This is a genomic window from Streptomyces sp. NBC_01549, assembly GCF_026339955.1.
Lineage (GTDB): Bacteria > Actinomycetota > Actinomycetes > Streptomycetales > Streptomycetaceae > Streptomyces.
On the sequence record NZ_JAPEPW010000001.1, the window covers coordinates 3,782,621 to 3,799,518 of the forward strand.

At 71.3% G+C, this 16,898-nt stretch carries 13 protein-coding genes; 5 read left to right on the forward strand and 8 right to left on the reverse strand.

Features of this window, described 5'->3' with window-relative positions; translation table 11 throughout:
- Positions 1 to 49: 49 nt before the first annotated feature.
- Genes fxsT through OG819_RS16970 form a run of 4 tightly spaced genes read right to left on the reverse strand, consistent with a single transcriptional unit; the run spans position 50 to position 7,334 of the window.
- The gene (fxsT, locus tag OG819_RS16955; RefSeq protein ID WP_266650186.1) at positions 50 to 3,901 is read right to left on the reverse strand and encodes an FxSxx-COOH system tetratricopeptide repeat protein; all 3,852 of its coding nucleotides are present in this window, start codon (positions 3,899 to 3,901) and stop codon (positions 50 to 52) included.
- Complete coding sequence (locus tag OG819_RS16960; RefSeq protein WP_266650188.1) at positions 3,898 to 4,968, reverse strand: MoxR family ATPase; 1,071 nt, start codon at positions 4,966 to 4,968, stop codon at positions 3,898 to 3,900. Before OG819_RS16960 ends, fxsT begins: the two co-directional genes overlap by 4 nt.
- Positions 4,969 to 5,019: 51 nt before the next feature.
- Complete coding sequence (locus tag OG819_RS16965; protein ID WP_266433742.1) at positions 5,020 to 6,531, reverse strand: hypothetical protein; 1,512 nt, start codon at positions 6,529 to 6,531, stop codon at positions 5,020 to 5,022.
- Positions 6,528 to 7,334, reverse strand: a complete 807-nt coding sequence (locus OG819_RS16970) for a toll/interleukin-1 receptor domain-containing protein (protein WP_266650190.1) — start codon at positions 7,332 to 7,334, stop codon at positions 6,528 to 6,530. Before OG819_RS16970 ends, OG819_RS16965 begins: the two co-directional genes overlap by 4 nt.
- A gap of 224 nt (positions 7,335 to 7,558) precedes the next feature.
- Between OG819_RS16970 and OG819_RS16975 the strand changes: the two genes are divergently transcribed.
- The 4 genes from OG819_RS16975 to OG819_RS16990 all read left to right on the forward strand — a co-directional run bounded on the left by OG819_RS16975 (position 7,559) and on the right by OG819_RS16990 (position 11,867).
- Positions 7,559 to 8,320 carry a DeoR/GlpR family DNA-binding transcription regulator gene (locus OG819_RS16975; protein WP_266433746.1) on the forward strand — a complete coding sequence of 254 codons (762 nt, stop codon included), beginning with the start codon at positions 7,559 to 7,561 and terminating at the stop codon, positions 8,318 to 8,320.
- A complete protein-coding gene (gene pfkB, locus OG819_RS16980; protein WP_266433748.1) occupies positions 8,317 to 9,270 on the forward strand; it encodes a 1-phosphofructokinase in 954 nt (317 codons plus the stop codon). The genes OG819_RS16975 and pfkB overlap by 4 nt, the downstream gene beginning before the upstream one ends.
- A 184-nt stretch (positions 9,271 to 9,454) precedes the next feature.
- Positions 9,455 to 11,521 (forward strand): fructose-specific PTS transporter subunit EIIC, encoded by a 2,067-nt coding sequence (locus OG819_RS16985; protein WP_266625369.1) that lies wholly within the window; start codon positions 9,455 to 9,457, stop codon positions 11,519 to 11,521.
- Between the two features lie 88 nt (positions 11,522 to 11,609).
- Positions 11,610 to 11,867, forward strand: a complete 258-nt coding sequence (locus OG819_RS16990) for a hypothetical protein (protein WP_266433754.1) — start codon at positions 11,610 to 11,612, stop codon at positions 11,865 to 11,867.
- Positions 11,868 to 11,932: 65 nt separating this feature from the next.
- Here OG819_RS16990 and OG819_RS16995 read toward each other — a convergent pair whose 3' ends face one another.
- The 4 genes from OG819_RS16995 to OG819_RS17010 all read right to left on the reverse strand — a co-directional run bounded on the left by OG819_RS16995 (position 11,933) and on the right by OG819_RS17010 (position 16,547).
- Positions 11,933 to 12,682, reverse strand: coding sequence for a DUF6227 family protein (locus OG819_RS16995; protein WP_266650192.1), 750 nt, complete (start codon positions 12,680 to 12,682; stop codon positions 11,933 to 11,935).
- 157 nt (positions 12,683 to 12,839) lie between these two features.
- Positions 12,840 to 14,066: an Ig-like domain-containing protein gene (locus tag OG819_RS17000; protein WP_266625367.1), complete on the reverse strand. Its 1,227-nt coding sequence runs from the start codon at positions 14,064 to 14,066 to the stop codon at positions 12,840 to 12,842.
- A 208-nt stretch (positions 14,067 to 14,274) separates the two neighbouring features.
- Positions 14,275 to 15,306, reverse strand: coding sequence for a P1 family peptidase (locus OG819_RS17005; RefSeq protein ID WP_266625365.1), 1,032 nt, complete (start codon positions 15,304 to 15,306; stop codon positions 14,275 to 14,277).
- Entirely contained in the window at positions 15,303 to 16,547 is a 1,245-nt protein-coding gene (locus OG819_RS17010; RefSeq protein WP_266625363.1) for a low temperature requirement protein A, read from the reverse strand. The genes OG819_RS17005 and OG819_RS17010 overlap by 4 nt, the downstream gene beginning before the upstream one ends.
- A gap of 96 nt (positions 16,548 to 16,643) precedes the next feature.
- On the opposite strand from OG819_RS17010, the gene OG819_RS17015 reads away from it, so the two are divergent.
- Complete coding sequence (locus OG819_RS17015) at positions 16,644 to 16,844, forward strand: hypothetical protein (RefSeq protein ID WP_266433765.1); 201 nt, start codon at positions 16,644 to 16,646, stop codon at positions 16,842 to 16,844.
- Positions 16,845 to 16,898: the final 54 nt, after the last annotated feature.

Below are 16,898 nucleotides of genomic sequence, written 5' to 3' on the forward strand. Positions count from 1 at the left end.
GCACCGGCCGGGCCGGTGGGCGGGCTCGACGCGTGCGGTGCGGGGTCCGTCACAGTGGCATCGGGTCGATGTCGCAGTCCGCTCGGTGGTCCCAGTCGGAGGCCTGGGCGACCGCCGGGTGGCCGCTGCCCAAGGTGCGCAGGAGACGGTCGTGGGTGTCGCCGTGCAGAGCCTCCGCCTCCTCGACGCGTCCCACGGCCCGCAGGTCCATCGCCAGGTTCGCTGCACAGGCCAGGGTGGAGGGGTGTTCGGCGTCGAAGACCTGCCGGGACCTGCGTACCGTTTCGGTGTCGAGGGCCAGGGCGCCGGCCGGGTCGCCGAGTGCGTAGTGGTCGCTGGCGAGATTGGTGCGGCACACCAGCGTCGAGGGGTGCGTCGCGCCCAGCCTCTCCGTGAGCTGCTCCAGCGCCATGGCGTCGATGTACTGGGCGGCGGGCGCGTCGCCCAACAGCCGGTAGGTGACCGCGAGGTTCACGGCGGCGGACAGGGCGTGCGGATGCTGCTTGCCATAGGTGTCTTCGTACCGACGGCAGATCTCGGTGCCCAGGCGCAGCGCTTCCTCCAGGTTTCGCCGGTGCCGCAGGTGGATGGTCAGCTCGAGCGTGGCCGCCATCGAATCGGGGTTGTGGTCGCCGTACTGGCGTACGAGCTCGGCGCGGATGCGCTCCGCCGTTGTCGCGGCCTCCTCGTGCTCGCCGGCCTTGCGCAGCGCGACGGCCAGGAGGCGGATGCAGGACAGGGTGAACGGGTTGCTGCCACCGAGCAGTGTGGTGGCCTGCTCGGTGATTTCCCGGTGGTAGGTCAAGGCGGTGTCGTAGTCACCGAGTTCGCGTAGGTCCACGATCATCCCGAGCCAGGTGCGCAGGGAGTCGATGTGGTCCTGGCCGAAGACCTCTGTCCGGTTGCGCCAGGTCTGCTGGTCCAGTTCGTAGGCGCGTGCGAACTCGCCCACCAGGCGCAGGCTTACACCGAGGTTGTGCGCGGCCCGCATCGTCTCCGGGTCGTCCGGACCGATGAGCTGCACATACTGCTGGTACACGGAGTCGGAGAGTTCGAGGGCCTCCGTGAAGGCGCCCCGCACACGGTGGTCTATGGCGACGTTGCCCAGCGCCGCGAACGTGTCCTGGTGGTGCGGTCCCAGCGACCTGAGGTAGGCCTCCAGTGTCGTCGCGTTGAGCTCGGCGGCCTCCTTGTAGCGGCCCATGCTGAACTGGAGGAACCCCAGCGAGCGGGCGATCTCCAAGGTCTGGGCGTGCTCCTCACCGAGTCGGTGGAACCAGTTCTCGTACGCGGACCGGGCGAGTTCCAGACAGGACTCGTAGTCGCCCCAGCGCCGCAGGTACTTGACCTCGTTCACCACCAGACGACGTACCCAGGTCTCGTCGGATTCCACGGTGCCGGAGACGACCACGTGGGGATAGAGGGCGCCGTACCGGTCCCAGCGAAGGGCGTTGTTGGGGTCGTTGGGGTCACTGGCCACCAGCAGCATGTGAGCCCCGTGCCGCATGGTGGCCCGGTCCTCCTCCGTCATCCGGAACTGCAGAGCCGCCTGCACCAGCCGGTGCATCTGCAGGGAGTTGGTGCGGTGGCTGAAGCGGGCCAGGGAGTAGCGGCCGATGTCACGGATGGCCTGACCCAGCCGGATCGGATCCTCCAGGGCGGCGTCCAGTTCGGGGGTGATGGAGCTGGGCGGCATTCGCATGAACATGCTCCGCGCGATCGGTTCGGGCGCGTAGAAGGAGCACAACTGGAGCAGTTGGTACGCGGCCGGGTTCTTGGCCTCCAGCCGGTCCAGGGAGATGTTCCAGGCGGCTATCACCGGATGCGGGTTGTCGAGGGGCGCGGTGCCGCGCAGCAGGTCCACGCGCTTCTCGTCGAGCAGGTGCAGGTACTCGTCCACGGGCATGCCCGTCTCCGCGTGCCATGCGGCGGCCTGCTCGATGGCCAGCGGCAGGTCACCTAGTGCCTCCGCGAGCCGGTCGGCGTCCGTGTCGCTGATCTCCGGGCCGCGTATGCGCAGCAGCTGCTTGCTTTCCTCCCGCATGAAGACGTCGACCTCCAACGGCCGGGCGAGGGAGGCCCATTGGGGGTTGCGTGAGGTGATGAGGATGTTGCCAGGTCCTCCGGCGGGGAAGAACTGCTTCACGGATTCGGGGCTTTCGGCGTTGTCGAAGACCAGGAGCCAGTTGGCGTAGGGCACGCCGACGCGCAGTGCCTCCAGCACCGCGGCGACGGTCGACGAGGCGTCGGACCCGGCCGGCAGGCCGAGGCGCGGTGCCAGTTCCACCAGGGACAGGGAGATCTGCGCGGTGCGCTCCGCGGGGATCCACCAGACCACGTCGTAGTCCGCCATGCGGCGGTAGAGGTACTCGACGGCCAGCAGGCTCTTGCCGACGCCGCCCATGCCGTGCAGCGTGTGGGGCAGCACGGCGGTCGCCTTCTCCCGCAGCAGCCGCCCGCGCAGCTTGTCGAGGAGTTCCTCGCGGCCCGTGAAGTTCGGATTCCTGGGCGGGATGTTTCCCCAGACCGTGGGCGTGCTCCCGGTACGTCCGTTGCCCACCGTGCTCGCCGGGGCCTGCTGCGGCATCACCGGCCTCCTCTTCCCCTGATCGGTTCGACGGTCGGCGTCGCCCGGGGGTCGGGCGACGGCATCGCTGGGTGCTGTGGGTGTTGCGCGTGCTGTGGGTGTGGTGGTGCCGTGCTGCTGTGCGCGCTGCGGGCGTTTCCGGTCGGCCGGGGCGGCCGCGAGGGCCTCGTCGACCTCCCTTGCCGGCTTCAGGAACGGCCCGGACAGGGCGTGGAGCACGGCGCTCTCGGCCATGAGCCACGGCCCGGACTCCGCGTCGACCGGCGGGAGTCGGTGCACGGCGGCCCCGCGCAGCAACCGGGGCAGTCGCCACAAGTGTTCCCCGCCGGATCCCCGGCGATCCCCGATCAACTCGACTACCCGCACCACATCGGTACGCCGTCCGGTGGCCAGCAGCTCGTCGCGGATCCCGGGGGCGAACGCGAAGGTGGTGTGCCCGGCGTCCGTCGGCCGGACCAGGTCGTACACGAGCAGTTGCGCGAAGTCGGTGAGGGAGGCGCCGGGCACGAGCGCGCCTCTGACTTCCTCGATCAGCGCGGCGGTCAGGGGGACCGCGGAAAGCATGGTGGCGAGCGTGAACACGTTCCGGGGCACGGACGACTGGAAGAACGCCACCCGCGCCGCCGAGGTGGGAACAGGTTCTGCCGCCACCGGACCCGCGGGCACGCGCGCGCGTGGGAACGTCACCGTCATCGGCAGCCAGGAAGGCGGGGCTCCGCCCAGCAGTCTGGACCAGGCCTCCAGCCACCGGGGTGTGAGTTCGAACAACGGGATGGCCACGTCGGGACGGTGGGCGGGCGGCAGGTCGTGGACATCGGGGCCCAGGCCGCGGGGCCGCCACCGCATCCGGTGGTTGGCCGCGCCCGGGGCGGGCGAGCGCAGCAGCACCTGCCAGCCACGCAGCCCCGTCGCGTGCCACACCCGGTGCGGCAGCAGATGGATCAGCGCGAGCGGTCCGGACTGGCCCCAGCGGCGCAGCAGCGGTTCCACCTCGTGGGTGTGCCAGCGCGGGCCCGCGCCATCGGTGAGGAGCAGGGTCAGCCGGGTGCCGGCGCGGTGACGCGGCAGCGTCGCCGGATCGGCGCTGTGCCCGTACGGCAGCCGGTGCGTGGTGATCTGGCCGAAGGCGCCGCACCGGTGCAGCGTCGTGGCGAACTCGTGGACCGTCGGCTGCCAGATCCCCATCGTCGGCCCTGTGTCGACCACCACCGCCACGTCCCGGGCACCGGTCCTGCCGAGCGCGGAGCCGACGCGCCGCATGGCCTGCGGGAGCCCCGGCGGGAGGGCCGAGGGAAACGGGCCGGGCCCGGTCATGGCTCCTCCGGCGCGGTCCACTGCCAGAGGGTGTCGACGGCCTCCTGCCAGTTGCCGGCCTCCGCCACGGCACCCAGAACACCGTCGGCGGCCAGCCGGAGTGCGTCCAGGAACCGTTCCACCACCGGTCCCTCGGCAGCGGTGGCCCGTTCGACGAAGGCGTCCACCGCGTCCGGCGCCGGGCCGGGACGTCCGGGCTTTGACGGGAACCGGTTCGCGGCGATGGCGCGCAGCAGGTCCGGTTCGGGACGCCGGGACCGCAGGGTCACACAGCGGTGTACGAGATCCGGCGGCAGATCCCGCTCACCTGTGGTGGTGATGACCACGACGGGAAAGGCACGGCAGCGCACCGTTGTGTCGGGCAGGGGCACCGCGGCCGACGGATCGTCGTGGGACGACACCCGCGGGGCGGTGGAGCCGGCGCCGGGCAGGACGAACCCCCCGGCCGTCAGTACCGTGCACAGGTCCTCGGGCAGGCTGATCTCGGCCCGGTCCAGCCGGTCGATCAGCAGCACACGGGGCCTGCGGTAGGGCAGGAAGGCGGTACCCAGCGGACCGAGCCGGATCCCCCCGCCGTGCTCACCCTCGCGTCCGCCGTCGCCGCGGCCCTCGTACGGGCCGTCGTACAGGCCCTCGCGGAGTGTGCTCAGGGAGGTGATCTGCCAGCGCAGGACGCGGCCGAGGCCGAGCTCCCCGCTGATGCGGTAGGCGAGGGACGACTTGCCGGTGCCGGGCTCGCCGGTGACGAGCAGGGGGCGACGCAGGTGCAGCGCCACGTTCACCCGGGCCACCTCGTCCGGCGGAGCCGGCAGCGGCTGTCCGATGTCACCCAGCACCGCGCGGGCGTACGGGTCGTCGACGGGTGGCGGGGGAAGCTCGGGGCCGCCGCCGAAGCTGCGCCAGGCCGGTGCCTCGGGCCACTCCTCCGGTGGCGCACCGGGCAGCCCCGTGCCTCGGTACAGTCCCCACGACTGGCTGTTCGGCGGCATGAGCGGAGTCCCTCCGTACGACGACTGGGCTGCGATGTCCTGAGCTGCGATGTCCGTACCGGTGGTGTCGGTCCGCACTGCTGGTCCGTGGCTCCGTGGCCCCGTGGTCCCTGGTCACGTGGTCCGTGGTCACGGTGGCTCGGGACGTACGGGTTTGCGGTCTGGGTCGTCCCACAGGACCGCGAGATGACGGCCGATGTGCGCGGCGTCCTCGTCGTCGGCGGCGTCGATCGCCGCGCGGCGGCGGTAGGCGGCCACCTTGGCGGGGAACCGCGACAGGCCCTCGGTGAGGAGTCCGTCGAGGACGCCCCGGAACTCCTCGGTGGAGCGGCCGGCGCGGTGCCAGATCACCACGGGCAGCCCGCTGCGCAGGGCCGCTTGCAGTTCCCGGCGGCCGTTTCCCCGGTCGGGCAGCGGCGGCTCGCTCAGCACCAGGGCCACGCAGTGCTCGTTGTCCCCGAGGCGGGCCTCCAGGCCGCGCAGATGGTTGCCGTTCTTGTGCGCGACGTTGACGTACACCGACTCCGACGGGTGCTCGTCGCGTGCCAGCTGCTGCCAGCGGGTACGCCAGAACCGGTACCAGTCCCGGTTCTGCAGCCGGTCGAGGCTGCGCACGACCACCGGGTAGTCCACCGCGAGCGGTACGTTCGGTACTTCGGCGGTGTCCCGGGGCCACCAGTCGACGGGCAGGTTGAGCAGTTCGAAGGGGAGCACGAACTCCAGCCACACATGGGCCAGCCGGTCGCCGCCACCCCCTTCGACCGCTTTGATGACGCGGGTCACGGCGTGCTGCAGCCCGTCGGTCGGCACCCGCTGCATCGGGTCGCCGTGCTGCCAGTTCGGGCCGCCGGCGTCGGACATGAGGGAGTGCGAGACCGTGTAGCGCCCGTCCTCCAGCGGGTCCGGCGCGATGTGGATCGCCAGGTACTCCTGGCCCGGCCTGACCGCCGGCGGTGGTGCCGGAGTCCGGACGCGGTCGAGGTCGAGCAGCTCGGCCAGGCCGCAGCTCAGGGCCCACTGCCGGTTGCGTGCGAGCAGCTCGACCGCGACGGGGTGGCCCATCGCGTCGGCAACGCGGTCGAGGTAGACCATCCAGGGGGGCAGCCCACCGCGCGCGGCCCCCTGCCCGGCCATGTGCAGGAAGTCGTGCCAGCAGGTGTCGGCGTGCGGTGGCGGTGCGCAGACCCTGGCGTCGGTGGCCGTCCGGACGAGGGCCGTGCGCATGGCGTACGACATGGTCAGCGTGGTCAGGGTGTCACCGAGGAACTGCCAGGAGCCGGTGACGTCCGGCAGGCCGTCGAGCGAGTCCACGGCCGTCCATTCGTCGGCGAGCCGCTGCACGACGGGTCCCTGTGGGCAGCCCGGCTCCAGCATCGGCAGTTTCCGTGCGAGCGCCGACAGTCCGTCCTGGTGCCGCGTGCAGAAACGGAACAGTTCTAGCAGTTGCAGAGGCACGGTGGCCTGTTCCCGCAGGTCGGCCCGTTGCCCCACCGCCTCGCCCACCAGGTCGGTCAGCAGGGCGCGTGCGTAGCGGTCGTGGAGCGCGGGGACCCCGAGCAGTGCGCCGAGCGTCTCCTCGCCGATCCGCTCCCGTATACGTAACGCTGGGTTGTGGCGGCCCGCGCCGCCCTGTCCCGTCAACGTCGGCCCGCCGGGTCGGGAAAGCGCGGAGGTGCGGCGTGCCGGGTGGGGACCGCGGGGGTGACGCCGAGGGCGGCCAGCAGCCGGGTGCGGGCCTCGTCCTCGCCGAGGCCCGTGAGGTCGGTGTACGCGATCGTGGACAGCGGCCGACGGGGTCGGCACGGCTCCACCATGACCGGCACCAGCATCCCGGCCATGGCCTCGGGGTTGCGGTCGTGCAAGGCCTGCCAGGCCTGATGGACGTGTGCGGAGGCGACGTAGGCCGGGGACAGCACGGCGAGGGCGCGGTCACTCCGCTCCAGACCGCCCAGCAGCCCGGTCGGTGCGCGGTCGCCCGGCGTGAGGTCCGGCTCGTCGAGGAGCACGCCGATGCCCGCTTCCTCCAGGTGCCAGGCGATCCAGGCGGTCCACGCCAGGTCGGCGACGACGTAGGAGACGAACAGGTGAACGGGGCGGTCGGTGCGCGAGGGGGCCCGGGGTGGTGCCTTCTCTCGTACGAGCTCGATGACGGCGTCGGCCGTCCGGCTGTGACCCTCCAGCAGTGACACCGCGTCGGCCAGCGCGGACAGTCCGTGCTTCGCCGCGATCTCCTCGCGGACGCAGAACCGCACCAGTTCGAGCAGCTGCAGCCGCGCGGTCGCCTGTTCCCGCAGGACCACCGGCCGTCCCAGCCGGTCGCTGATCAGCTCGGCCAGCATCGCGCGGACGCCGCGGTCGCCCAGGACCGGGGAATCGCACAGCGCCTGGACCACGGCTTGCTGCCAGTCATGGTCCGGGCGGGCACGGAGACCGTCCCTGTCCACAACACCCCCCGAGAAGTTGTGTCCCGCAGTCCAGGATACGGACGCGATGACACGGCGTCAGGGCTTCTGCGAGGCCGGAACGAGCGGGGGAGAGGCTCACCGCGATGCCCGTTTGTGTCCACCTGGGGCCCGAACCTGTTTACTTTCCGGAAATCCGGGCGTAGCCTCCCGACTGAAACCACAAGTTCGGGCATCGGCCGCACAGTAATCGGAGGCGAACGGACATGTACGCACCGGAGCGGCAGCAGGAGATTCTCCGGCTCGCCCGTGACGGCGGTCGGGTGGACGTGCTCTCGCTGGCCGAGGAGTTCCAGGTCACCGCGGAGACCATCCGCCGCGACCTGAAGGCCCTCGACCGCGCGGGACTCCTGCGGCGGGTGCACGGCGGTGCCATACCGGCCGGGCGGCTGGACTTCGAGCCCGATCTCGCCGAGCGCGAGTCCACCGCGGCCGACGAGAAGGACCGCATCGCACAGGCCGCGGTCGCCGAGCTGCCGGACGAGGGCACGATGATCCTCGACGCGGGCAGTACGATCGCCCGGCTCGCCGGGGACCTTCCGCTGGAGGCGACGCTCACCGTCGTCACGCACAGCCTGCCGATCGCGGCACGCCTCGCGGACCACCCAGGCATCCAGCTCCACCTGGTCGGAGGGCGCGTCCGGCACCGTACGCGCGCCGCCGTGGACGCCTGGGCGCTGCGTGCGTACGCCGAGATCCGCGCCGACGTCCTGTTCGTCGCGGCCAACGGCTTCTCCGCCCAGCACGGACTGACCACCCCCGACCTCGCCGAGGCCGCCGTGAAGCGCGCGGCCATCCGTGCCGCGCGCCGCGTGGTGCTGCTCGCCGACTCCTCCAAGCACGGCCAGGAGCACTTCGCCCGCTTCGGCGACCTGAGCGACGTGGACCTGCTGATCACCGACAGCGGGCTGAGCCCCGAAGACGCCACCGACATCGAGCGCGGTGGCACGGAAGTAGTGCGCGCATGATCCTCACCGTCACCCCCAACCCCTCCCTCGACCGTACGTACGAGGTTCCGTCGCTCGACCGCGGTGAGGTCATCCGGGCCACCGGCGAACGCGTGGACCCGGGCGGCAAGGGTGTGAACGTCTCGCGCGCGGTCGCGGCGGCGGGGCAGCGTACGGTCGCCGTACTGCCGCTGGGCGGCGCGCCCGGCGCGCTCGTCGCCGAGCTGCTCCACGCGCAGGGCATCGAGGTCGCGCCGGTCCCGGTCGCCGGAGCCACCCGTTCGAACATCTCGGTCGCCGAGCCGGACGGCACGCTCACCAAGATCAACGCCCCCGGGCCCGAGCTCACCGCCGCCGAGGCGGAGCTGCTCCTCGAGACGGTGCGTCAGCAGTATCGTTTCGGCGACACCGACTGGATCACCTGCTGCGGCAGCCTGCCGCGCGGACTCGGTCCTTCCTGGTACGCCGACCTCGTCGCCCGCGCCCACGCGGCCGGCGCCCGGATCGCGCTCGACACCTCCGGCCCCGCGCTGCTCGCGGCGCTGCGCGAGCGGCCCGACGTGGTGAAGCCCAACGCCGAGGAGCTCGCCGAAGCCGTCGGGCGCCCCCTTGCCACCGTCGGTGACGCGGTCAAGGCCGCCGAGGAACTGCGTGAGATGGGCGCCGACGCCGTGCTCGCGAGCCTCGGCGCGGACGGACAGCTGCTCGTGGACGGCTCGGGCGCCTGGTTCGGCAGCGCACGGGTGGATGCGGTACGCAGCAACGTGGGCGCCGGCGACTCCTCCCTCGCCGGTTTCCTGATCGCCGGCGGCCGCGGCCCGGAGGCCCTCGCCTCCGCCGTCGCCCACGGCGCCGCGGCCGTACAGCTGCCCGGCAGTGTGATGCCGGGCCCGGCCGACCTAGACCCCTCCGCCGTGACCGTCACGTCGGAGGTCCCCGCGGACCGCGTACTCACGGAGCCCGTGTCATGACGAACCCAGCTGTCCTGACGACCGGTGCCGCCGCGGCCGCACCCCCTGAACAGGCCCTGATGAGGCGGGGTTTCCCCGGCCCCGCCTCCGCCACTCCCATAGACCCCGCCCTCCCCGAGTGCGGCACCCCCGTCCCCACCCCCGCCCACTTCCCCCGGGCGATACGCGTGCGAAGGAGCCCGCGATGAGCGAGATGATCACCGCGGACCTGGTCGATCTCGACCTGTCCGCCGAGACCAAAGAGGCGGCGGCACGCGCCCTCGCCGAGCGCATGGTGACCCTGGGGCGGGTGACCGACCTCGAAGGCTTCCTCGCCGATGTGGCCGCCCGCGAGGCCCAGATGCCCACCGGCCTCGACGGCGGGATCGGCATCCCGCACTGCCGCAGCGAACACGTCACCGAGCCGACGCTCGGCTTCGGGCGCAGCGCGGCCGGGATCGACTTCGGCGCGCCGGACGGCCCCGCCGACCTGATCTTCCTGATCGCCGCCCCGGCGGGCGCCGACGACGCGCATCTGACGATCCTGTCGGCGCTGGCCCGTCAGCTCATGAACGCCGAGTTCACGTCCGCGCTGCGGGCCGTGGACGACGCGGCGGCCGCGGCCGCGCTCATCCGCGGGGACAAGTCCCCGGCGGCCGCGGCCTCGACCGCGCCCGAGGGCTCCGAGCCCGCCGAGGGCTCCCAGAACTCCGTGGCGGTGTCGGCGGCGGCCTCCGCCGACACCGCCACGGGTACCACCACGAGTGAGCGTCCGTTCCGGATCGTCGCCGTCACCTCCTGCCCCACCGGCATCGCGCACACCTACATGGCGGCCGAGTCGCTGGAGAACGCGGGCCGCGAGGCGGGCGTCGAGCTCGTCGTCGAGACGCAGGGCTCGGCCGGCTTCACCCGGCTCGACCCGGCGGTCATCGCGGCCGCGGACGGTGTGATCTTCGCGCACGACGTGCCCGTACGGGACAAGGACCGGTTCGCCGGCAAGCCCACCATCGACGTCGGTGTGAAGGCGGGCATCAACAAGCCCGCCGAGCTGATCACCGAGGTGCGTGGCAAGGCCGCGCGCGGCGAGGTCAGCGCGGGCTCCGCGCCCGGTACGCCGGTGGAGCGTTCCGGCGACTCCGCCGAGGGATACGGCACCAAGCTCCGCAAGTGGCTGATGTCCGGCGTCAGCTACATGGTCCCGTTCGTCGCCGCGGGCGGTCTGCTGATCGCCCTCGGGTTCGCGATCGGCGGCTACACGGTCAACAAGGCACCGTCGGTCATGGACCACTTCATGTGGACCCAGGCGGACAGCTGGGGCGCGCTGTTCTTCCAGATCGGCGTCGTCTCCTTCGGCTTCCTCGTCCCGGTCCTGGCCGGCTACATCGCCTACGGCATGGCGGACCGGCCAGGCCTCGTGCCCGGCTTCGTCGGCGGCGCGATCTCCCTCACCATCAACGCGGGCTTCCTCGGCGGTCTGGCCGCCGGTCTCATCGCCGGTGGTGTGGTGATCGGGATCCAGAAGGTGAAGATCCCGGCGGCGTTGCGCGGCATCATGCCGGTGGTGGTGATCCCGCTGATCTCGGCGGCGATCGTCGGATTCCTGATGTTCGTGGTCATCGGCAAGCCCATCGCCTCCGCGCAGAAGGGCATGACCGACTGGCTCAACGGCCTCACCGGCACCAACGCCGTCCTGCTCGGCGCGCTGCTCGGCCTGATGATGTGCTTCGACCTCGGTGGTCCGGTCAACAAGGTCGCCTACACCTTCGCCACGGCCGGTATCGCGGTCGCGAACCCCAGTGACTCGGCGATGAAGATCATGGCGGCCGTGATGGCGGCGGGCATGGTTCCGCCGCTGGCCATGGCGCTCGCCACGACCGTGCGCGGCAAGCTCTTCACGCAGACCGAGCGGGAGAACGGCAAGGCGGCCTGGGTGCTCGGCGCCTCCTTCATCTCGGAGGGCGCGATCCCGTTCGCGGCTGCCGACCCGCTGCGCGTCATTCCGTCCGCCATGGTCGGCGGCGCGGTCACCGGCTCCCTGTCGATGGTCTTCGACGCCACACTGCGGGCCCCGCACGGCGGCATCTTCGTGGTCCCGCTGATCGGCAACCCCTTCCTCTACCTGATCGCCATCGCGGCCGGTGTCTGCGTCAGCGCCGCCCTGGTGGTCCTCCTGAAGGGCATGCGCAAGCAGGCCCCCGAGGGTGCCGGTACGGGGGTCGCCGACGCCGCGACAGCGACGAAGGTCGACCCCAAGGAGCCGGTCGCGGCCTGAACGGCCAACTACTCGCCCTTTTAGGGCATCTGCGAGATACGTCACGGTCCGGGGCCAAAGCCCCGGACCGTGGTGTCTACTGGAGCGTATGCCTGAGCATGTGCCGATCCTCCAGCTGATGGGCGTGGCCGTCCTCACCCTCGCGACCGTCATCTGGGTCGTCGGCCTGTCCCGCCTCCTGCGCCGCGCCCGCGCCGGGGCCGCCGTACGCCACCACGGGCAGGTGCTCCGCGCCCTGCCCCGTCAGCGCCGCTCCGGCCCCGTCGCGGAGTCCGTGGAACTCACCCCCGAGGAACGCGCCGCCTTCGCCGGCCTGGTACGCCAGTTCAGCGACAGCCGCCCCTGACGGGCGGGGCTCGGTTCGACAGGTCGGGCTCCACGGCCTCTCCGCCGTGATTGACCGGCCAGGTCCTAGGCGAGCCGCGCCGCCCGGCGTTCCATGGCGGCCCGTGCGGCGTGCTCCGTCGGATAGACCTCGCACATGTGCCGGCCGTCCGGCGTCGCCGTGTGCTCGACCTCCCACAGGGAGATCTTCTGGCCGTCGCGGAGCAGGAACGCGTGCTCGTAGAGCGAGAAGCACAGCCCGACCTGGCCCGCCCGGCAGGGGCGCCCGAAGGCCTGGGTGATCTGGTGCGCGAACGCCGTGCGCAGCAGCGGCGTCGTGATGTCGGGGCCCGGCCGGTCGGTGTTCTCCGCCCGCCGCAGCAACCGCCGCGCGTGATCCGCCGAGTCGTCGGTCAGGTAGACGTGCTGCGGCTCGGGGATCGGCGACAGATGGACCATCACGGGCAGTTCGAAATCCGGCGCGTCCGGCGGCAGCGGCAGCCGGGCCGTGGCGGCGCGCAGCTCCTCCTCGTCGACGTACACCTCGTGCTGCGGCTCACTCCCGAGCGCCGTGTTGTGCACGAGCTCCCACAACGTGACCGCCGAGCCGTCGGCGAGCAGCCAGGTGTGCCGATACGTTTCGCGGTGCAGCCCCGCGCTGTGGTGCGCGGAGTGCAACGAACTGTCCTGCGCCAGCGCGCAGTCGAGCCGCCTTATCGTCTCGTCGGGCAGCTCGAAGGAGTTCAGGGCACGGCCGAGGAGCCGCTCGAGGTGCTCCTCCGGAGACTCGGGCGACTCGGGGGGTTCGTACGCTGCTGTCTCGTACGGAACGCTCAAGGCTTCTCCCGGCGTTGCTGCATGTCACCTTGTGGGTGCATACCGTAGCCCCTCGGTCGGACATCATTCTTGTGAACCGAGAAAACGTACGGACAGAAAACGAGCGGGCCACGCGGCGAGTTCCCGCGCGGCCCGCCGAGACGTAGACAGCCCCAGGTCAGACCGTACTTCCCGCGGTCCACGCACTCCAGGACATGTTCCAGCCGTTCAGTCCGTTGTCCGGCGAGACGGTCTTGTCGGGCGAGTTCTTCACCACTATGACATCTCCGACCAGGGAGTTGTCGTAGAACCACTTCGCGCTGGTGTCCCCCTGCGCGCCCTGCACATCGGCAAGACCGACGCAGCCGTGGCTGGTGCCCTGCTGCCCGAAGGGCGGGTTCCCGCGGTTGTACCAGTAGTTGCCGTGAATGAACGTCCCCGAGGACGTCAGTCGCATCGCGTGCGGCACGTCAGGGATGTCGTACTCGCCGCCGTAGCCCACCGTCGAGCCGTTCATCCGCGTCTGGACGAACTTCTCGGAGATCACCATCTGCCCGTTGTACGTGGTGTGCTCCGGGCTACCCGCCGAGATCGGCTCCGTCTTGAACGTCTTGCCGTCGCGCACGACCGTCATGGTCTGCGTGTCGACGTCGACCGTGGAGACCTGGGAGCGGCCGATGGTGAAGGTGACCGTCTTCTTCTGCACCCCGAAGACGCCGTTCGCGCCCTCGACGCCGTCCAGGTCGATCTTCATCGTGACCTTGGAACCGGCCTTCCAGTACTCCTCGGGCCGGAAGTCGAGCCGCTGCGCCCCGAACCAGTGCCCGGCCACCTGCTGCCCGCTGCTGGAGGTGACCGTGATGTGCGACTGCACGGCCTTCTGGTTGCTGATCACCTTGTCGAAGTTGAACGACACCGGCATTCCGACGCCGACCGTGGTGCCGTTGTCGGGCGTGTACGTGCCGATGAAGCTGTTGCTCGAGGAGACCGTCGTGAAGATGGAGTTGGCGGCGGCCGTACGTCCGCTCGCGTCCTTCGCGGTCGCCGAGATCTGGTACTTCGTCCCGCGCTCCAACTGCGCCGTCGGCTTCCAGCCGGTCCCGTCCGCGGTGATCGCCCCCGGCACCGCCGTCTCGGACCCCGACACCGTCATCTTCACGTCCGTCAGCTTGCCGTCGCTGACCTTCACGCCGGTCGCGTTGATGGACGCGTCCGTCGAGCCGTCCTTGGCCGAGATGGCGATCTTCGCCGTGGACGTCTTGGCCGAGTTGCCGCCGCCCTTGCCACTGTTGGTGTCGGTGTCGGCGTTGGCATTGCCACCGCAGCCGGTCAGGGTGAGGGCGCCGACCATCAGGGCGGCACAGGCACCCAGTGCGCGCCGCGCTGTCATGTTCGGCGTTGCCACGGGCTGCTCCAGTTTCTCGTGATGTGCGTGATCCGCTCCAGTGCGTGGGAAAAGAGCGAGCGGTGCCGCGAAGGGTTCCCTCCGTCCCCGGCCCAACACCATCGCGTGACAGAACCGGGACAATGCCCCGACGGTCCCCCGGCGAACTCGCCTTTCCACCGCCTCGACTTGGTGTCGGCCGAGGCGGCAGGCCACTCGCCGTCACGGACTAGGCGCTCCCGTACAGCTCCCCGTACGACGGCCACACCCCGCCAGGTCCGTCCACCGGGTCGGCCGCTCGTACCGCGCGGACGATCGCCCGCGTCACCAGATCCGCGCCCGCCGCGAGGATCTCGTTGAGGGCCAAGGGGTTGTCGGGGGTGAGGGGACGGGCACCCGTGGCCAGGGCGAAGACCGTGTCGCCGTCGTTCAGGAGGTGGACCGGACGGACGGCGCGCGCGATGCCGTCGTGTGCCGTGCCGGCGAGCTTGTGGGCCTGGGCGCGGGTGAGGTCGGCGTCGGTGGCGACGACGGCGAGCGTGGTGTTCAGCGGCGGAGGCGCGTTCTTCGCGGCGGCCTCGGCGAGCCGTTTCCGCGCCGCCTCGTGGACCTCGGCGGAGGGATACGCCGTACGGCCGTCTCGCAGCAACTCCCCGTACAACACCCCCGTCTGCGGATCCACCGCCGAACCCGCCGCGTTGGCCACCACCAGCGCGGCCACCGTGATCCCCGAGTCGAGCACGGCGCTCGCCGTCCCGACCCCGCCCTTGATCGGCCCGACCGTCGCCCCCGTCCCGGCGCCCACGCACCCCTCCGGCACCGGCGCGCCCGGCGCGCTCGCGTCGGCCGCCTCGACCGCGGTCCGGCCCGTGGCCGCGTCCGGCCTCGCCCCGAAGTCGCCGCCGCGGCCCAGGTCGAAGACGCAGGCGGCGGGCACGACCGGCACCACGTGCGCCGGATCGGGGCCCACCCGCACCCCGCGGCCGCGCTCCTCCAACCAGGCCATCACCCCGGACGCGGAGTCCAGCCCGTACGCGCTGCCGCCGGTCAGTACGACCGCTTCCACCTTCTGCACCAGGTTGCGCGGGTCGAGCGCGTCGGTCTCCTTGGTGCCGGGGCCGCCGCCGCGTACGTCCACGGCCGCGACGGCGCCGCCCGCAGGGGCGAGCACGACCGTGGTGCCGGTGAGCCAACCGTCGCCGGTACGCGTCGCGTGTCCCACGCGCAGCCCCGCGACATCCGTCAGAGCGTCAACTGTCATGCCTCCAGTGTTTCCCGATCCGCGGTCCCCGCCCCCTCTCCCGTGCCCGTCCGTGCCGTCAGGGCCAGCCCGACCACCACCGACAGCGCCGCCACGATGCCCGCCGCGAGCACCGCCCAGCTGCCCAGGAAGGTGCACAGGATCACCAGCAACGCCGTCATCGGCAGGACGAGTTGCTGTGCGATGCCCACCTTGAAATGACGCGCGTGCAACAGCCACACGGTGAGGAAGTACAGCGCCGTCGGCAGTGTCACCGCGGCGGACGCGGCGAGCGTCGAGATCTGTGTCTTGCCCACCGCCTCCTCGACCGCGACCTCCAGGCCCGCGCCGATCGCGGCCGCCGACGAGAAGATCAGATAGTGGCCGTAGCCCCACAGGAACGACTGTCTGTTGGACCGCAGATGCCCGTGGATGGGCACCACGAAGTAGATCCACCAGGCCGCGAAGACGATCAGCAGTCCGCCGGCGGCGATCGGCAACAGCTCGCGCAGCGCGTCGTGCTCGTCCACCGCCGACTTCACGGCGACCGTCGACGCGGCGATCGTCTCGCCCAGCACGATGATCGTGAACAGGCCGAACCGCTCGGAGACGTGGTGCGGATGCCAGGAGGTGACGAAGTCCTTCTCCGCGTACAACGGGACGCACATCTCGGCGAGCGCCATCACCAGGAACACCCAGGGACGCCCGGACTGCGGCAGGACCAGCAGCCCCAGCCAGCCGATCTGGCACAGGAACACACCGCCCGCGTACCGCAACGCCATGGTCTTCTCGGGGCCCTGAGCGCCGCGGGCCGCCCGCAGCCACTGGGCGATCAACGCGAAGCGCATGATCACGTAGCCGAGCCAGACGGCCGTGTACACATGGTGCTCGAACGCCTGAGACACCCCGGCGGCGAGGACCAGGACACCGGCGATCTGCACCAGCGTCACGACCCGGTAGAGCGCGTCGTCGTTGTCGTAGGCCGAGGAGAACCAGGTGAAGTTCATCCACGCCCACCAGATCGAGAAGAAGATCATCGCGTAGTTGAGGATGCCCTCGCCCGCGTGTCCCGCCGCCACGGCATGCACCAGCTGCATGCCCGCCTGGGCGATGGCCACGACGAAGCACAGGTCGAAGAAGAGCTCCAGCGGCGATGCGACGCGGTGCTCCTCGTCCCTGCTCCGGGCGGTCATTCTGCGCAGGGGCCCGAGCCGGGCCGTCCTGGGCGTCGGGGTGGGCTCGGGAGTGGTGCTGGACGTCATAGGGCCAAGCACAGCAGAAAGGAGTCCGGGTTGCTCGGCTGGGGTCCGCGGCCGTGCCTGGATGGGCCGGAGGCCCCTCGGCGTACCCTGGGACGCATGAGTACCGCCCCCACCCCCGAACCGCGTGACGCGTCCGCACCGCGTGATCCGAAGTCCGCGCTGATCTTTGACGACCCGCTGGACCGGCAGTCCTCGGACGACACGGACCGGGGATGGGGCGAACAGTCCGGCGGCGAGAGTGACAGTGCGGCGGACCTGAAGCGGTTCCTCGACGAGAAGCCGCCGCACCACCTCTGAACCGCCGGGCCTCGCCGCCCGAGCCGCCCGACGCCGACCCCGAGCTTGCGGAGT